Source organism: Geomonas sp. RF6 (assembly GCF_021044625.1).
Taxonomy (GTDB): Bacteria; Desulfobacterota; Desulfuromonadia; order Geobacterales; family Geobacteraceae; genus RF6.
Window position 1 is genome coordinate 1289581 of the sequence record NZ_CP087999.1, and the last position, 15476, is coordinate 1305056.

Annotated in this window: 14 protein-coding genes; 3 read left to right on the top strand and 11 right to left on the bottom strand. The window is 60.7% G+C overall.

Annotation, left to right across the window (positions count from 1 at the left end):
• The first annotated feature begins 316 nt into the window (after window positions 1–316).
• Window positions 317–1633, top strand: coding sequence for a GGDEF domain-containing response regulator (locus LPW11_RS05500; protein ID WP_230997128.1), 1317 nt, complete (start codon window positions 317–319; stop codon window positions 1631–1633).
• Here the strand turns inward: LPW11_RS05500 and LPW11_RS05505 are convergent.
• The 5 genes from LPW11_RS05505 to LPW11_RS05525 form a co-directional block, all read right to left on the bottom strand.
• Window positions 1602–2336 carry an outer membrane protein assembly factor BamD gene (locus LPW11_RS05505; protein WP_230997129.1) on the bottom strand — a complete coding sequence of 245 codons (735 nt, stop codon included), beginning with the start codon at window positions 2334–2336 and terminating at the stop codon, window positions 1602–1604. The two genes, LPW11_RS05500 and LPW11_RS05505, sit on opposite strands and share 32 nt — an antisense overlap.
• Before the next feature lie 120 nt (window positions 2337–2456).
• Window positions 2457–4262, bottom strand: coding sequence for a translational GTPase TypA (gene typA / locus LPW11_RS05510; protein ID WP_230997130.1), 1806 nt, complete (start codon window positions 4260–4262; stop codon window positions 2457–2459).
• A 111-nt stretch (window positions 4263–4373) separates the two neighbouring features.
• Window positions 4374–5099, bottom strand: coding sequence for a tetratricopeptide repeat protein (locus tag LPW11_RS05515; RefSeq protein WP_230997131.1), 726 nt, complete (start codon window positions 5097–5099; stop codon window positions 4374–4376).
• A gap of 193 nt (window positions 5100–5292) precedes the next feature.
• A complete protein-coding gene (locus LPW11_RS05520) occupies window positions 5293–6747 on the bottom strand; it encodes a transglycosylase SLT domain-containing protein (RefSeq protein WP_230997132.1) in 1455 nt (484 codons plus the stop codon).
• A gap of 500 nt (window positions 6748–7247) precedes the next feature.
• Window positions 7248–8384, bottom strand: coding sequence for a DUF362 domain-containing protein (locus LPW11_RS05525; protein ID WP_230997133.1), 1137 nt, complete (start codon window positions 8382–8384; stop codon window positions 7248–7250).
• Between the two features lie 57 nt (window positions 8385–8441).
• Between LPW11_RS05525 and xerC the strand changes: the two genes are divergently transcribed.
• Complete coding sequence (gene xerC / locus LPW11_RS05530; protein ID WP_230997134.1) at window positions 8442–9323, top strand: tyrosine recombinase XerC; 882 nt, start codon at window positions 8442–8444, stop codon at window positions 9321–9323.
• 397 nt (window positions 9324–9720) lie between these two features.
• On the opposite strand, the gene LPW11_RS05535 is transcribed toward xerC, so the two are convergent.
• Window positions 9721–11367, bottom strand: a complete 1647-nt coding sequence (locus tag LPW11_RS05535; protein ID WP_230997135.1) for an acetyl-CoA hydrolase/transferase C-terminal domain-containing protein — start codon at window positions 11365–11367, stop codon at window positions 9721–9723.
• Between the two features lie 391 nt (window positions 11368–11758).
• Entirely contained in the window at window positions 11759–11926 is a 168-nt protein-coding gene (locus tag LPW11_RS05540) for a hypothetical protein (protein ID WP_230997136.1), read from the bottom strand.
• Between the two features lie 106 nt (window positions 11927–12032).
• Here LPW11_RS05540 and LPW11_RS05545 point away from each other — a divergent pair, with 106 nt between their 5' ends.
• Window positions 12033–12494, top strand: coding sequence for a hypothetical protein (locus tag LPW11_RS05545; RefSeq protein WP_230997137.1), 462 nt, complete (start codon window positions 12033–12035; stop codon window positions 12492–12494).
• Between the two features lie 300 nt (window positions 12495–12794).
• On the opposite strand, the gene bfr is transcribed toward LPW11_RS05545, so the two are convergent.
• The 4 genes from bfr to LPW11_RS05565 form a co-directional block, all read right to left on the bottom strand.
• Window positions 12795–13268, bottom strand: coding sequence for a bacterioferritin (bfr, locus tag LPW11_RS05550; protein ID WP_230997138.1), 474 nt, complete (start codon window positions 13266–13268; stop codon window positions 12795–12797).
• A 142-nt stretch (window positions 13269–13410) separates the two neighbouring features.
• Window positions 13411–13791: a molybdenum cofactor biosynthesis protein MoaE gene (locus LPW11_RS05555; protein WP_230997139.1), complete on the bottom strand. Its 381-nt coding sequence runs from the start codon at window positions 13789–13791 to the stop codon at window positions 13411–13413.
• Between the two features lie 173 nt (window positions 13792–13964).
• Window positions 13965–14780, bottom strand: a complete 816-nt coding sequence (locus LPW11_RS05560) for a rhomboid family intramembrane serine protease (RefSeq protein WP_230997140.1) — start codon at window positions 14778–14780, stop codon at window positions 13965–13967.
• A 318-nt stretch (window positions 14781–15098) separates the two neighbouring features.
• The gene (locus LPW11_RS05565) at window positions 15099–15308 is read right to left on the bottom strand and encodes a hypothetical protein (protein WP_230997141.1); all 210 of its coding nucleotides are present in this window, start codon (window positions 15306–15308) and stop codon (window positions 15099–15101) included.
• Window positions 15309–15476 lie beyond the last annotated feature (168 nt).

The window sequence follows — 15476 nt, forward strand, 5'->3', positions numbered from 1 at the left end:
AGATCTCCTTTCTCTAGGGAGACGCAAGTATAAGCCAAACGTGGTGACGTGGTAAAGAGTGCCGCTGCCGTGCCGACAAAGTTACCGGCAACTCCCAAGTCATAGGGGTGGCGTCGGAATGTAAATGATTGTAACAGCGACGGTTGTTGCAGTTAAAAAACTCTACACACGGTAAAGAATTTGACAGAGACAAGGCAATGGAGTATCAATAAAAGTTTAAAATTAACACTGACTAATTACATTGCGCCAAGGGACATTTGTTCTACAATAAACTTCGCGACGAGTGGCTGCCTACACACTACCGGAGGTACCGCGGATGAGTACTCTGCTGCGTGTTCTCATAATTGAAGATGCCCAGGATGATGCCGATCTTCTCGCCCTGGAGCTGAAACACGGCGGCTACCAGGTCCACTACCGTCGCGTCGACAGTGCCGAGGCCATGCGTCGCGTCCTGGAGGCGGCCCACTTCGACGCCGTCATCGCAGATTATGTCCTCCCCGGCTTCAGCGGACTGGAGGCGCTCGCCATCCTGAAGGAGATGGGGCTCGACCTTCCCTTCATCATGGTATCCGGAAAGATGGGGGAAGAGACCGCAGTGGAGGCGATGCGCGCCGGCGCCCACGACTACCTTCTGAAGGGTAACCTCACGAGGCTCGTCCCCGCCATCGAGCGGGAGATCGGCGAGGCGGCGATGCGCCGCGAGCAGAGGCGTTCGGAGCGGGAGCTGAGGAGCAAGCTGGACTTCGTGCAGGTCCTCATCGACACCATCCCCACCCCCATTTTCTACAACGACACGAACGGGATCTATCTCGGCTGCAACAGGGCTTTCGAGGAGCACACGGGGCTCCAGCGGGGCGAGATCATCAACAGGAGCGTGCACGACGTCCTCCCTCTCGAGCTTGGAGCGCTCTTCAGGAGGGGGGAGGATGCCCTCAGGGGCGAGGGGATCAACCGCGGGCTGGAAGGTGCGATGACCTGCGCAGACGGCGCGCGGCGGGACGTCATCTTTTACAGCGCCCCCTTCAAGAACAGTGACAGCACCATCGGGGGGATTGTCTGCGCGATCTTCGACATCTCCGAGAGGAAGGCTTCCGAGATGAAGCTGCGCTACATGAGCACCCACGACATGCTCACCGGGATCTACAACCGCGCCTACTTCGACGAGGAGCTCATGCGCCTGAAGCAGGGGCGTCACTTCCCTATCTCCATAGTAATGGCGGACGTGGACGGGCTGAAGGAGATGAACGACGAGGAGGGGCACGCGGCCGGGGATGCGCTTCTGAAGCGGGCCGCGGACGTCCTCAGAAGTTCCTTCAGGCGGGAGGATGTGGTCGCCCGCGTCGGCGGGGATGAATTCGCCGCCATCTTGCCGGGAACGGAGGAGGCGGCGCTCGACGAGGCGATGGAACGGCTGGAGCAGAGCCTCGCCGCCCACAACAAGCGGGAGGGGGCGAAGCATCTGCGGCTTTCTATAGGGGCAGCCACCGCCTCCAGCGGAGAGGGGCTGATGGATGCCTGGCGCCTGGCGGACGAGCGGATGTATCGCCAGAAGAAGGGGCGCACGCGCCGCATGAGTCACAGCGTCATCATGGGAGGTGAGGCTACTTCCCCAGCTCTTTCCGCGCCTCCGTGACAAGGGGGCTCTGCGGGTATTCCTTCAGCATCCGCTCCAGCGTCTCCGTCCCGCGCACCTTCTCCCCCGAGCGCAGATACGCCTCCCCGAGCCTCAAGAGCGTTGCATCGTGTGCCCTGCCGGGAAACTTGGCGAGCGCCTCGGTGAGTCGCTTTATTGCCGAGTCGTATTTCTTCGTGCGCAGGTAGAAATTCCCCACGTACACCTCGTAGGCAAGCTGCTTGTTGCGGCAGTCCTCCAGCTTTTCCTTCACCTCGGCGGCGTACTCCGAAGTCGGGTACGACGCGAGGAACCCCTCGAAAGTGGCAACCGCATTCTTCACCGGCGTCTGGTCGGTGTCTATCCCGGTGACCTCCCGGTAGTTGCACATGCCGAGACGGTACAGTGCGTAAGGCACCTTCGGATGGGTCGGATGCAGCTTGCGGAACTCCTCATATGCTGCCGCGGCCTCTATGTACCCCTTGTTCTCGAAGTAGGCGTCGGCAATCCCCAGTTCCGCCTGCGCGGAGAGCTCGGGGGAGGAGTAGCTCTCCTTCACCTTCTTGAAGTACTCGATCGCCTCTTCATACTTCTGCGACTTGAGGGCGGTCTGCCCCGCCTCATAATTATTCCTCGCGTTCGGCACCTTCGGTGTGGTGGCGCAGGCGCAAAGGAGCGCGACGGCGAAAAGAAGAATCAGACGGGGAGTAGTGCGCAAAGCCATGACGAAGAGCCCTCCTTCAAAGGTGATGCGAAGCTCATGCTGATAAGTGGAAACTGTGCCCCCCACCCTGCCCCTCCCCTTCCGGGGAGGGAACAGAGGGAATGAGGGGATCCGCCGATACTACGCCCTGCCGGCGCGCTTTCTGCGGGTGGGGTCGAGTTCCTTCTTCCTCAGGCGGATCGAGTGCGGAGTCACCTCGACGAGCTCATCCTCGTCGATGAACTCCAGCGCCTGCTCCAGTGTGAGGAGGCGCGGCGGCGTGAGCTTGATGGCGTCGTCGCTGCCGGAGGCGCGGACGTTGGTGAGCTTCTTCCCCTTGCAGGGGTTCACCTCGAGGTCGTTGTCCTTCGCGTGCTGGCCGATGATCATCCCGCCGTAAACCTCCACGCCGGCGCCGAGGAAGAGGATGCCGCGCGGCTGCAGCGCGTCGAGGGAGTACGCCGTCGTCTCCCCCTGCTCCATGGCGATGAGGACGCCGTTCTTGCGCCCCGGGATCTCCCCCTTGAACGGCGCGTAGTCGTGGAAGGTGTGGGTGATGACCGCGGTGCCGCGGGTCTCGGTCAGCATCTCGCCGCGCAGGCCGATGAGGCCGCGGGCCGGGACGATGAACTCGATCCTGGTGGTCTCCCCCATCGGGGTCATCGCCACCATCTCCCCCTTGCGGGGACCCATGCGCTCGATGATGACACCCTGGTACTCCGTCGGGACGTCGACCACGAGGTACTCCATCGGCTCGTACTTCTTGCCGTCCACGTCGCGCAGGATGACCTCGGGCTTCGATACCGCCATCTCGAACCCTTCGCGGCGCATGTTCTCGATCAGGATGGAGAGGTGCAGCTCACCGCGGCCGGAGACCTTGAAGGTGTCGGGGTTCGCGGTGTTCTCCACCCGCAGGGAGACGTTCGTGCGCAGCTCGCGGTCGAGTCGCTCCCTGATATTCCTGGAGGTGACCATTTTCCCCTCGCGCCCGGCGAAGGGGGAGCTGTTCACGATGAAGTTCATGGAGAGGGTCGGCTCGTCGATGGCGACATACGGCAGCGCCTCCGGCTGATCCGCGGCCGCGAGGGTCTCGCCGATCCCCACTTCGTCGAAGCCGGCGATGGTGACGATGTCGCCGGTGAAGGCCTCCGCTACCTCGACCTGCTTCAGCCCTTCGTACCCGAGGAGCTTGCTGACGCGACCCTTGGAGATGGTGCCGTCGCGCTTGATGAGCGCCACCGTCTCGCCGGCGCTCACCTTCCCGTTGAAGATCTTCCCGGTGGCGATCCTGCCGATGTAGTCGTTGTAGTCGATGTTGGTGACCAGAAGCTGGAACGGCTTCTCCGGGTCTCCTTCGGGGGGGTGGACGTTGTTCTTGATGAGCTCGAAGAGGGGCTCCATGTTCTCGGAGGGGTGCTCCGGGTCGATCATGGCGTAGCCGAGCTTCGCGCTCGTGTAGGCGATGGCGAAGTCGAGCTGGGCGTCGGAAGCCTGCAGCTCGCAGAAGAGGTCGAAAACCATGTCCACGACCTCGTGCGGACGCGCGCCGGGGCGGTCGATCTTGTTGATCACCACGATCGGACGCAGCCCCAGGTCGAGGGACTTCTTCAGCACGAAGCGGGTCTGCGGCATCGGGCCGTCGAGGGCGTCGACGAGGAGGAGGACGGAGTCGACCATCTTCAGGACGCGCTCCACCTCGCCCCCGAAGTCGGCGTGGCCGGGGGTGTCGACGATGTTTATCTTGAACTCGCCGTGGTGGATGGAGAGGTTCTTCGCGAGGATGGTGATGCCGCGCTCCTTCTCCAGGTCGTTGGAATCCATCACGCGCTCGGTGATCGCTTCGTTTTCGCGGAATACTCCGGACTGTTTCAGCATAGCGTCGACCAGGGTGGTCTTTCCGTGGTCAACGTGGGCGATTATCGCAATATTTCTGATCTTTTCCTGCATTTCTCGAAAAACTCCTTTTCCTTCGGGCGCCTGCAAAATAAAAAGACGAGCTTTTGCAGCGCCCGTCTTTAAAAACAGCATAATATGGCATCTTTCGCCGTCGGTTACAAGCTATTTTCTGATAAAGCGGCGGCGGTTCCCCATCTGGGCCATCTGCTGCTTCTGAATGGTGCCGAGGCTTTCCAGGTGGAACTGGAGCCACATTTCGCCGTACGACTTCATCTTCATCTTCTTCCCTTCGCGCAGCAGCTCGAGGTTCTGCTTGATCGTCTCGTCGGAGGGGAGCTTCTTCTGCGCGCGGGCAAGGACCTCGCACGCCTTTACGTTTTCCCCGGTCTCGTTCAGGCAGTACGCGTACAGGCTCCAGAGCAGCGACTCCTTCGGGGAGGCCATGACCGCCTTCTCAAAGGTCTCCTTCATCTTGTCGTGCTTGTTGCGCTTCATGTAGGTGACGGCGAGCATCCCCATGGTGACCCAGTTCTTGAAGAACCCCTTCTCCAGGTAGGGGAAGGCGGTGGAGAACTCGCGCTTCACGTAGTACACCATCCCGATCGCGGAGTTGATCTGGCTCTCCACGTAGATCTGCCACTTGCCGTACTTGAGGGCGCTTTTGAGGTCGCGGATCCCCTTCTCGAAACGCTGCGCCTGGATGTCCTTCATGGCGGGGCCCATGATCGCCTCCAGCTTTTTGGAGACGTAACGGGAAATGAGGAGAAAGCACCCGAGGAAAGCCAGGATGGCGAGGATGAGCCCCACCCACCAGTACTCCTTGCCGGCGAGAAGGGTGAGGGAAAAGGCGATGATCGCAGCGCCTGCGGAGATCAGTAAGTTGTACATCTGCTGTTGTCCTCTCGTGTAATCCGTGTTGATGGTCGTTGGCGGACGGAACGCCAATCCCTTTTCGTATCAGGCTCTGCACCCCTTTCTGCCGCAGTCTCCCCTCGAAGGGAAAGACAGAGGTGCGGAGCAAAACCCTTTTCTCCATGTTATGCCGGAACCGCATCGCGCGGCAACCGTATCTCCGGCGTCCCTACCCTGTCCGCTCCTGCGTCTTGGCCACGATGAGCCGCTTCCCCGGCTTCAGCGCGACCCGCGTCTTCAGGTTGTTCCAGGCCGAAAGGATACGGGTGGTGACGTTGAAGCGCTTCGCCAGGGCAAAGAGGGTGTCCCCCTTCTTCACCGTGTAGTACTTGTTCACCGCCACCGTCTTCGCCTTTGTGCGCTCGGCGTGCGCCTCGACGACCGGCGCCGGCGAAGCGCCCTGCACCTCCACGGGAATGGTGAGGACGCGCCCGTGCACCCTCTTCGTCTTCAGGTGAAGGCCGTTGAGCTCGGCGAGGACCTGGGGCGTGGTGGAGAACTTCTTCGCTATGGAGGCAAGGGTCTCGTGCCTCTTTGCGCGGTAACGGGCGTGCTGCACCCGCTCCACGAAGCGCTGGTCGGCAGGGACCTTCGCGTACTCCGCCTGGAAGAGCGCCGCCGTCCCCTTCGGGACCTTCAACTGGTATCCCGGGTAATCCGGCGGAGTCGTGCCGCGGCGCAGCTCCGGATTGAGGGCACGCACGTCCACCGCGTGCACCCCGCAAAGCTTTGCCACCAGGTCGAGATCGGTACGGCTCGGGATCTCGACGGTGTCGAATTCTATGGGGGGGAGATAGGCGATCTCGGCAAAACCGTACTTTGCCGGCTCCTTGGCGATGATTGCCGCAGCGAGGAGCTTCGGGACATAGTCCTTCGTCTCGCGCTTCAGGTACTGCCCCTTGGTGAGCTCCCAGAAGTTCCTGCTGTTGTACATGTTGATGGCGCGCAGGATCTTGTTCTCTCCCGCGTTGTAGCCGGCCGCGGCGAGGTACCAGTCGTTGTTGAACAGCGCGTAGAGCTCCTTGAGGTAAAGCGCTGCCGCCACCGTCGACTTCAGCGGATCGCGCCGCTCGTCGATCCACGGGTCGATCCTCAGGCTGTAGCGCTTCCCTGTCGCCGACATGAACTGCCACGGCCCCACCGCGCTCGCCACGGAGAAGGCGTGCGGGGCAAAACCGCTCTCGATCATGGCGAGGTACACGAGATCCTCGGGTAGCTTCTCCTCGCGCAACACCTTTTTCATCATGGGGATGTAGCGCTCTGAGCGGGAGAGCCACTTGGCGAAGGCGCTGCGGCCGGAGCCCTGGAAGGACCTGATGAAGTACTCAACCTTGTTGTTGAAGGTCAGGGGCAAGTCGGATTGGGGCAGGTCCTCCGGGATGACGAGACCTGCGTCTTGCGGCTCGTCGAGGTCTGCAGTGTCGGCGGAGTCATCGGGTGCGGCAAGCTCCAATGCCGCAGCGAAGCGCTCCTCCCCGGGAGCGTCAGAAGAAAGGCCCCCTCGCTCCGCCCCTGGCGGGGCAGCCGGAGAGGCAAGCGCCGCGAGCTGAGGCATCTCCTCTGCGAAGGCGGGAATTCCGCCGAGCACAGTGAACGCCGCAGCGAGCATATAGGCTTTAAGCATAGGCAGTGACCTGTAGTGTCGGTTGAAGGGTGCATCTGTGGACGCGGTAGGATAGCGGAATTGCGGGAGGTTGTCAATTCAAACGGGCCGGCGGGGGGGTCTCTCTGTGGATATCGCGGACGCTGAAAGCGCCTGTGCGGCTTACGATGTGACTGTTACTGCAGGAAAAGAAAGTCTCTTCTCTCTTAGCTGTACCTTCGCAAGACATAGCCCGCGAAGTGGTCCAGTACAAGCTTATCTCCCTGTTGAATCAACACTCCCATAACAATACAAAGCCCCCTGCGATCACTCACAGGGGGCTTGTTTGAGGACGCCCACCGTCTTTAGCCGGTGGGCTGGCTACTGCAACCCTCTTTGCAGCGGGTTACCGGGCGAAGCATGTAGATGGTAGTCCACATATTCTAGGTCTCCTTTCGCTGTTAATTTCTGGCCGTTTTTTTTACGGATGACCCAATGATAATCCTCGCCTACAGCGCTGTCAACAGGACCGGGACAAAATATTAACGCGCCGCCTTCACCTTCTTAATAAACTTCAAGAAGGCCCCGTCACGCATCCGGAGGGCGGCATGGGGGCAGAGCTCGCGGCAGCAAAAGCAGCGGATGCAACGGGGGTAGTCGAAGCGGAGTTCGCCATCGGCGATCTCCATCGCCTGCGGCGGACAGGCGCGGACGCAGACGCCGCACAGGCGGCACTTCTCCGCAACGACCTCCGGCCGGGAAGTGAGCTGGTGCCGCAGCCTGTTCTTGAGGAAAACCGGGAGGCCGAACTGCACGTCAGATATGGCCGGCAGATGGAACGGCTCCCCCGATGCCTCCTCCAGCGAGACACCGTGCACCGAGATCTCCTTCTCCGCGCTCCCGGGGAGCGACAGGGCGCGAGCCTCCTTCTCCACGTAGAGAAGCTTCTCCGGCATCTTCGCGATCCGTGCGGCCACCACATCGAGGGCGACCGCGTTCTCCGCCGCCAGGAGCAGCCCGACATGACGCGGGTCGCCGCTCCCGGGGCCGTCCCCTTCCATGGCGACGATGGCGTCCACGATGTTCAGGTCCGGCTCCCTGAGGAGGTAGATCTCCAGGAGCATCCGGGCAAAGAGGGCGCGGTCGGCCCCCGCCTTCAGGTGCCAGGCCGCCTTCTCCCCCCCCACCACCGCACCGAAGAGGTTCTTGACACAGCAGGTCAGTGTCATCATCTCGTGGGTCTTGAGCTTCGGGAGGTTGATGAGGCGGTCGGCCTCCAGGTAGGGGCGCGCCAGCTCGAAGCGCCGGAAGGTGCCGCCACCGGGGACCGGCACCCCCTCCGTGAAGGGAACAAGCTCCGCGCCCGTCTCCTCGATGACCGGGAGCATCCCCGAACGCTCCGCCACCCGCCTGGCGCTGCCAAAGCCCGGGGAATCCCCCACCAGCGCCACCGCGCCGCACTCCTGCACCAGCTCGATGACCGCGCGCAGGAGTTCGGGGTGCGTGGTGACCGCCGCCTCCGCCGGTTTGGCGGAGAGCATGTTGGGCTTTATGAGGACCCGTTCCCCGTTCCGCACGAAGCGCCCCATCCCCCCCAGCGGCTGCAGGAGACGGATCACCCCCTCTTTCACCAGCTCCCGCTGGTAGCGGTCGACCTTTTCGATAGCGACGACATGCATAGTCTTCCTTCGCGAAAAAGAGTTGTAATAGCTGCGCCCCTAGGTTAGCTTCACCGCATGAAAGTGGCAATCGAGAAATACTGCTCGTACCTCGAGACGGAAAGAAATGCCTCCGCTCATACGGTAGCCGCGTACCGCAGCGATCTCGAGCAGTTTGTCGCCTTTGCCTCCGAAGGCGAGCGCATCCCCACACCGGGAGAGGTCGACCGGCTCCTGATCAGGCGCTACCTCGCGCTCCTGCACAAAAAGCTCGGCAAGAGCTCCATCGGCAGGAAGCTCTCGGCGCTGCGCGCCCTCTTTCGCTACCTCCTGCGCGAGGGGGTCGTGGAGGTCAACCCTGCCGAACTTGTCAGCGCACCGAAGAAGGAAAAGAAGGTCCCTTTCCATCTCAATATCGACCAGGTCTCCGCACTGATGGAGGCGCCCTCGGCGGGGACCCTCCTTACCGTGAGGGATCGTGCCGTGCTGGAAATCCTCTACTCCTGCGGGCTGCGCGTGAGCGAACTGGTGGCGATGAACGTCTCGGATCTCGATCTCGAGGGGGGACTCGCGCGTGTGCTGGGAAAAGGTGGGAAAGAGCGGATCGTTCCGGTGGGGAGCTACGCGAGGGGGGCGGTGAGCCGCTACTTCGAGGAGAGAGGAAAACCGACAGGGGAGGAGCCGCTCATCCTCAACGCCCGCGGCGGGAGGCTCACCCGGCGCAGCATCGGCAGGATCGTGGACACCCACATGCTCCTCATTGCCTCCATGCGCAAGGCATCCCCTCACACCCTGCGCCACTCCTTCGCCACCCATCTCCTGGAAGGGGGCGCGGACCTGCGCGCGATACAGGAGCTTCTCGGCCACAGCTCCCTCTCCACCACCCAGAAGTACACCCACGTAAGCATCGACAAGCTTATGGAGGTGTACGACAAGGCGCACCCCAAGGCCAAAAGCTGATCCGCAGATTAGGCACTTTCGCAGAGTCGCGCCAGGCTAAAACTTGTCCGCAGATTACGCACATTCGCACAGTGACGCGGTCGTGGTGCTGCAGCCTCCTGCCCAAGGTAAAAGCCTTATCCGCAGATTACGCAGATTCCGCAGATTAACGCGGTGATGATGCTGCATCGCACTCCGATAAAAAGAGGGTCTTTCGCAAAACTGCAATTAGGAATGCATCTCCACAAGCACTGCACGAGGGCCTCGCGTCCCCCCTTTGCGGTTTGCGAAGGGGGGACAGGGCGGATTTGCCTCTCGTCACCCCTTACAACCACCCCACAAACGTCGATAATTCCACGAAAAAAGACCCCGACCGAGTGGCCGGGGTCTTTTTCATTACACCTTCTGCAGCGCGGAACTAAGCTGGAGGCGCCGCCACTGCACCCACCTGCGCGGCCTGCAGAGTCGGCACCGCGGGCTCCTCGCACAGATCTATTTTCATGTCCCAGTTCCTGATCCTCATGGTGCCGTTTTGCTGCAAGTTCAGGTGCATCTTGAAGGCGCGATCCCAAAGCTGCGGCTGGTGCCCTGCCTTGTTGGCAATGCACTCCTTCGTGGCTATCTCCAGGTACTCCTCGAGGAGCGGCCGGTACGCCGGATGCGCGCACTTCTCGATGATGAGCTTCGCCCGCTCCTTCGGCGCGAGACCGCGGCAGTCGGCTAGCCCCTGCTCGGTTACCAGCACGTCCAGGTCGTGCTCGGTGTGGTCGATGTGGGAACAGTGCGGCACCACGCAGGAAATCCCCAGCGGGTCGGTCTTGCTCGGCCTCGTGGACGGGGTGTGCATGATGGAGAGATAGGCGTTGCGCAGGAAGTCGCCGGAGCCGCCGAGCCCGTTGATCATCCTCGTCCCGCCGACAAGCGTGGAGTTCGCGTGGGCGTAGATGTCGATCTCAACCGGGGTGTTCATGGCGATGCACCCGAGACGCCGTATAGCCTCCGGAGAGTTGGAAATGGCGAGCTGGCGCAGGGTGATCTTGTCGGCGTAACGGTCCCAGTTTTCGAAGAAGCGCGGGAAGCCGAGGGTCTCCGACAGCGACAGCGAGCAGGAGGACGCGAAGTCGAGGCGCCCGGAGTCAAAAAGGTCCAGCATGGTGTCCTGCAGCACCTCTGTGTACACCGTGAGGTTGTAAAAGGGCCCCTTCGCCAGCCCCCCGACGACCGCGTTGGCAATCGAGCCGACGCCGGACTGGAGGGGGAGCAGGTTCTTCGGGAGGCGCCCCGCCTTCACCTCATGGGCGAAGAACTCGAGAATGTGGTTCGCAATTGCCTCGGCGTTCTCGTCGGACTCCGTGAAGGAGCGCCCCTTGTCCCGGTACTTCGATTCGACGATGGCGATGATCTTGTCCGGGTCGCACGGGACGTAGGAGGTGCCGATGCGGTCATTGACCTTGCGGATCAGGAAGGGCTGGCGGTGCGGCGGATTCTGGCACATGACGATGTCATGCATCCCTTCGAACGAAGGCTCGCCTGTGTTCACCTCGAGGATGATCTTGTCCGCGACCGCCATCAGTTCCGGCACGACGCCGCAGGAGGAGGTGAGAATGAGGCCGCAGTCCTCGGTGATTGCCGAGACCTCGATAACGGCGATGTCGATCTTGCCGCTCTCGGTGTCCTTCGTGTAGAAGCCGTACGCGAGGTCCTGGGCAAACATGGAGAGGTGCTTGTCGCCCATGCGGATGCGCCCCTCGTTGATCCCGGCGGCGATGTTCTTCCCCGTCTGGTACGGCCAGCGGCGGTCGATCATGTCGAGCGAGGCCCAGCGGTTCTCGGTCTCCGCCCCGACGGAGGCCCCGATGAAGAGGTTGAAACGCAGTTTCCCCTGCAGCCCGTGCTTTTCCACATGGTCTGCCAAGGCGATCGGCACCGCCTTCGGGTACCCCGCGGGGGTGAACCCCGACCAGCCGAGGTTCATGCCGTCCTTGAAATACGGGATTGTCTCCTCAGCCGTCACAATCTTCCCGTGCAGCGAGCTTCTTCTGATCCTCTTCAGTAGTTCAGACATCTGGAAACCTCCATTTCTCGTGTTCTCACAGATCCCACCCAAGCTTGCGTCATGCTCGCCGCGGCCAGAAGCGGCCCCCGGGCAGCTTCCACGCAGGAGTGTATACCGTATACAATTTAAAGGGGCACAGTCAAGAGCATTTTTTCGCGCTCCGCAATTTGTCGAAGCCCAAAAATCCTCTTGCAGCAATAAGTTAAAAGGGAGCAGAGCGCGAAAGTGCGGCAGAGAAGGGTTCGCCCTCAGGCGGCACAGGCATCGCGGCCGCGCATTATTGCCCATTTTTAACAAAATGGCTATAAGTTCTTGAAAGGAGATGGTATACAGGGGGAGATGCGGAGAAGGAGCATCCTGGTGGCAAGGGATTCGTGTGCAGAGATGGGGCCGGGAGTCTCTACTCCACCTTCTCCCTCCAGAGCCTGATACTGAGGTTGCGGTCCAGAAGCTGCCACAGCTGATCCGGATCGGTAGGCTGCCCGTTCTGGGCTCCGGGCGGGGCCGGCTTCTTTCTGCCTTGCGCCTCGCGCCGTTCCGTCAGTGAGAGGATGACACCTTTTTTCATCGTGCTTCTCCTGGGGCACATGGCCTGTTCAATGGTATGCCTGCTGACCTTGCAGCTCCTCCGGAAGAGGAGCAGCAGGAAATATGATTGCTAAGGGAGATATCGAATGTTTCGAGCGCTGCGTTTCATCTTGCTGCTGGCGTTTGCCGCAGCCATCTTCGGGTGCGCCGGGCAGGCCAAAACCACCCCCCTCACCAACTTCCCCAACCGCGCCGACCGTTTCGACATCCGGTTCGCCTGGGAGACACACGCGACAGCCGGCTCCCTGACAGTGGAAGGGGTGGCAAAGAACGTGCGTTACGCCTACGTGGAGGACCTGTCGCTCCAGATCTCGCTTCTGGACCGCAATCAACGCGTACTGGCGCAGGAAACGTACTTTTTCATCCCCTCGCAGATCCAGCTCGACGACTCCGCGCCCTTCACTGTCGCCCTCAAAGCCGCGGCGCCTCCGGGAGCGCAGCTGGAGTTCCTCTACCGGTACCGCTTCACGGAAGGAATGGACCACTCCCGGTGGGAGGGACTTTTCACCTCCGACCTGGCAACCGGTGCTGTGCGCTGGCCGGAGTGACAGGACCTTTATCGGCAAAAAAGGGTAAGGCTTTAATAAGTCCTCGCGGATAAAAACGCTCATCCGACAATTCCGGGGAAGTCGTAATATGTTCCAATGAAGGGCCTCACGAGGCCTCGCGTCCCCCCTTTGCGAAGGGGGGAACGTTAGGCTTCTGCAGTGCTTCGTGGCAATGTACCGACGCTCCCCCGGAATTCCCGGATGAACCATGAAAAAAGGGCGCAAAGGATAAAAAAACCTTTGCGCCCTTCTCGTTCGTTTTTCTTTCGGCTTCAGTTTGGAAGGAGGAGTCGCCGCTCGTTACTCTTTACAGATCTGCGCCACCAGGTAGTTCTGGGGCCCCATCTGCGCGATCTCGTCGAGCTGTGCTTCCAGCTCATCGATGTGCTCCTCTTCTTCCGCCAGGATCGCCACAAGGATCTCGCGTGTGCCGTTGTCTCCGATCTCCACCGCCAGCCGGACGCTGTCGTTGTAGCCGCGGATCGCCCCCTCTTCCAGGAGCCGGTCGTTTTCGTGCATCTTCGGGACCTCGGAGCCGATGTTGATCGTCAGCGGCGGGTTGACGGTTGGGCGCCCCTCGAGGAAGATGATGCGCGCAATCAGCTTCTCCGCATGCCTCATCTCCGCCATTGCCCTGTCCTCGATCTGCTTGTGTATCCGTTTGTACCCCCAGTTCTCGGCCATTTCAGCATGGACCATGTACTGGTTGATGGCGGTGAGCTCCTCGGCAAGAAGCCTGTTGAGGTGCTCTATCATCTTTTCGTTCCCTTTCATCGGTAACCTCCTCTTTCCGTTTGTTGGGCCTGCGGCCTCGGATTCGTAAAAAGGGTGCTGCCACTGCCAAGGATAAAATGAACCTCCATATGATACCCGGTGGTGAAGACTTTGCAATTTCAGAACGGCGGCTGGTGCGCCTCTACGAGCACACCTCCTTTTTTTCCACGCTCTTCATTTTCTTCAGCCGGATTATCCCCGCCTTGCATGCCTCGAAGGCATCCTCACTGTTTGGCGAGCTCGCCGCCACCAGAGATATGATTTCCCCGAGGGGCACCCGGCCGGAGCGCCGCACCAGCAATACGTCCCGCAGGACATACGACCCCTTCAGATCCTCCGCTATCTGCTGCAGCTCTTCCTCGGCCTCCTCCGTCATCCGGAACTCGACATGGCACGTAGTCCCTCCCGCCGTCTCCTGCGGCTTGACGACGGAGTAATGGAAGACCACCGAGCCCGCGCCGCTCGTGCCGAGTTCCCTGTAGATCGTTTCTGGCGAAATCTCTTCCTCAGTAATGCGTACCACGCAACCCTCCGTTCATCCCGCACGGGGGATTTTCATTAGGTTTAGCGACCTTTTCTTGCAGCCTCTTAAGCCATTCTAGCAGGTTGCGCCGTTGTGGGAACGCCGAAGGCCGTGCATGTCTCTCTGTTGAGGGCGTGCCCCCCAATTTCGACGCACGACGCTCTTTTGGATTTCTAGAGAAAGCGCGCGGCGGTTGCCGTCAATGCCGCCCAGACGAGGACGCCGGCGGTCGCGGCGGCACAGGCGATGGAGAGGATGCGATGCAGGAGGTTCTCCTCGCCATGTTCCTGGTAGCCGAGGAGTTTTCCGAGGACGATACCGGAGAGGATTCCCCCACCGTGACCCCAGTTGTTGATTCCGGGAAAGACGAACCCAAAGAGGGCGAGGCTGATGACCCAGCCGCTGACCTCCCGGTAGACGGCGGCGCCGTAGCACCCTCCGCGGCTCTTCCCGAAGTAGAGGAGCGCGCCGATGAGGCCGCAGATCGCGGCGGACGCACCGATGGTGAAGGGGACGTCGGCGACGACGGACAGCAGAAAGCCGCCGATCCCGCTGAGGGTGTAGATGATGAACATGCGGTTCGGCCCGTACTCCCGCGACACCCAGGGGGCGATCTGTCGCAGCGCCATCATATTGAAGAAGATGTGCAGGAGTCCGCCGTGCAGGTAATTGGCGGCGAGAAGGGTCCACACCCGGCCGAGGTCGACGACCGGAACGGTGCCGGTCGCGCCGAGGAGGAGAAGACTCATGCGGCTCGGGGAAAGGATGTTCAAGGGACCCGCGGAAAAGGCGTGTCGGCCGTTGAGGGCGAGCGAGAGGAGGAAGAAGACGATGTTTGCCCCGAGGATCGTTTGCACCAGCCATCCCCCCTGACGGGAGACGGCCCACTGCAATCGCCCCGGACGCGGCGTGTTGCACCACGAGCAGCGCGCCTGGCTACTGCCCATCAATTGTCCGCACTGCGGGCAGAGGACGGAGCGGTCCTTCATTGGTGCCTCCTGACTGGTCTGCCGGTCACTATAGCATCCGGGAGGGGTAAATCAAACATGGTGCCGTTTCAATGGCAACAAAGACGATCTTTGACAGGAAAAGAGTTCAGGGAGATGCCTCTGTCATGGAAGGAGCGGCCTCTTGCAGAAGCCATAGGGAGATGAAAATGGAAATGGGGAGCAATGTTTCTACTCCCCATCTGGTGTTTCTACCCAAAGCTTATGTCTAAATAGCCGGAGAACCGGAAAGGTTTACTTCCGCGGGAAATCCATCAACGCCATCCGCCTCTATCAAATTTAGTGTGACTGTGATAGAAGCTACTGCAATCTGCTCTTCAGCAGATCCTTCCCTTTTGATATCAGGTTGTTGTTCATCTGCTGTACTTCGTCGAAGAAGCTTTTTGCTTCGTTATCCCCTTCGCTCTCTGCATCCTGCAGATATTGGCTGCAGGTTTCCACTGCTTGCGAAGAGTTATAAATGACACTTATAATGTCATAGTCTTTATTCTTGAGTACCGATTGTGCCATCTCTTCCTCCTTCTACCGTCTATCCCGTTTTGTTTCATTACCCCCTTCCCGCGGCAGTATCCGAGCTCACCGCTACTTTCATCTAAAAGGATAACACACCCGATACAAAGTCAACAGCATGCTCGGGCGGCGGCTTTTTTCAGAAAACGGTTGAGGAATACACAGAAA

What these genes read in the sequence shown, in the direction of transcription:
- LPW11_RS05500 (WP_230997128.1), top strand. Translation starts at nt 317, where the DNA reads ATGAGTACTCTGCTGCGTGTTCTCATAATTGAAGATGCCCAGGATGAT.
- LPW11_RS05505 (WP_230997129.1), bottom strand. Translation starts at nt 2,336, where the DNA reads ATGGCTTTGCGCACTACTCCCCGTCTGATTCTTCTTTTCGCCGTCGCG.
- typA (WP_230997130.1), bottom strand. Translation starts at nt 4,262, where the DNA reads ATGCAGGAAAAGATCAGAAATATTGCGATAATCGCCCACGTTGACCAC.
- LPW11_RS05515 (WP_230997131.1), bottom strand. Translation starts at nt 5,099, where the DNA reads ATGTACAACTTACTGATCTCCGCAGGCGCTGCGATCATCGCCTTTTCC.
- LPW11_RS05520 (WP_230997132.1), bottom strand. Translation starts at nt 6,747, where the DNA reads ATGCTTAAAGCCTATATGCTCGCTGCGGCGTTCACTGTGCTCGGCGGA.
- LPW11_RS05525 (WP_230997133.1), bottom strand. Translation starts at nt 8,384, where the DNA reads ATGCATGTCGTCGCTATCGAAAAGGTCGACCGCTACCAGCGGGAGCTG.
- xerC (WP_230997134.1), top strand. Translation starts at nt 8,442, where the DNA reads ATGAAAGTGGCAATCGAGAAATACTGCTCGTACCTCGAGACGGAAAGA.
- LPW11_RS05535 (WP_230997135.1), bottom strand. Translation starts at nt 11,367, where the DNA reads ATGTCTGAACTACTGAAGAGGATCAGAAGAAGCTCGCTGCACGGGAAG.
- LPW11_RS05540 (WP_230997136.1), bottom strand. Translation starts at nt 11,926, where the DNA reads ATGAAAAAAGGTGTCATCCTCTCACTGACGGAACGGCGCGAGGCGCAA.
- LPW11_RS05545 (WP_230997137.1), top strand. Translation starts at nt 12,033, where the DNA reads ATGTTTCGAGCGCTGCGTTTCATCTTGCTGCTGGCGTTTGCCGCAGCC.
- bfr (WP_230997138.1), bottom strand. Translation starts at nt 13,268, where the DNA reads ATGAAAGGGAACGAAAAGATGATAGAGCACCTCAACAGGCTTCTTGCC.
- LPW11_RS05560 (WP_230997140.1), bottom strand. Translation starts at nt 14,780, where the DNA reads ATGAAGGACCGCTCCGTCCTCTGCCCGCAGTGCGGACAATTGATGGGC.
- LPW11_RS05565 (WP_230997141.1), bottom strand. Translation starts at nt 15,308, where the DNA reads ATGGCACAATCGGTACTCAAGAATAAAGACTATGACATTATAAGTGTC.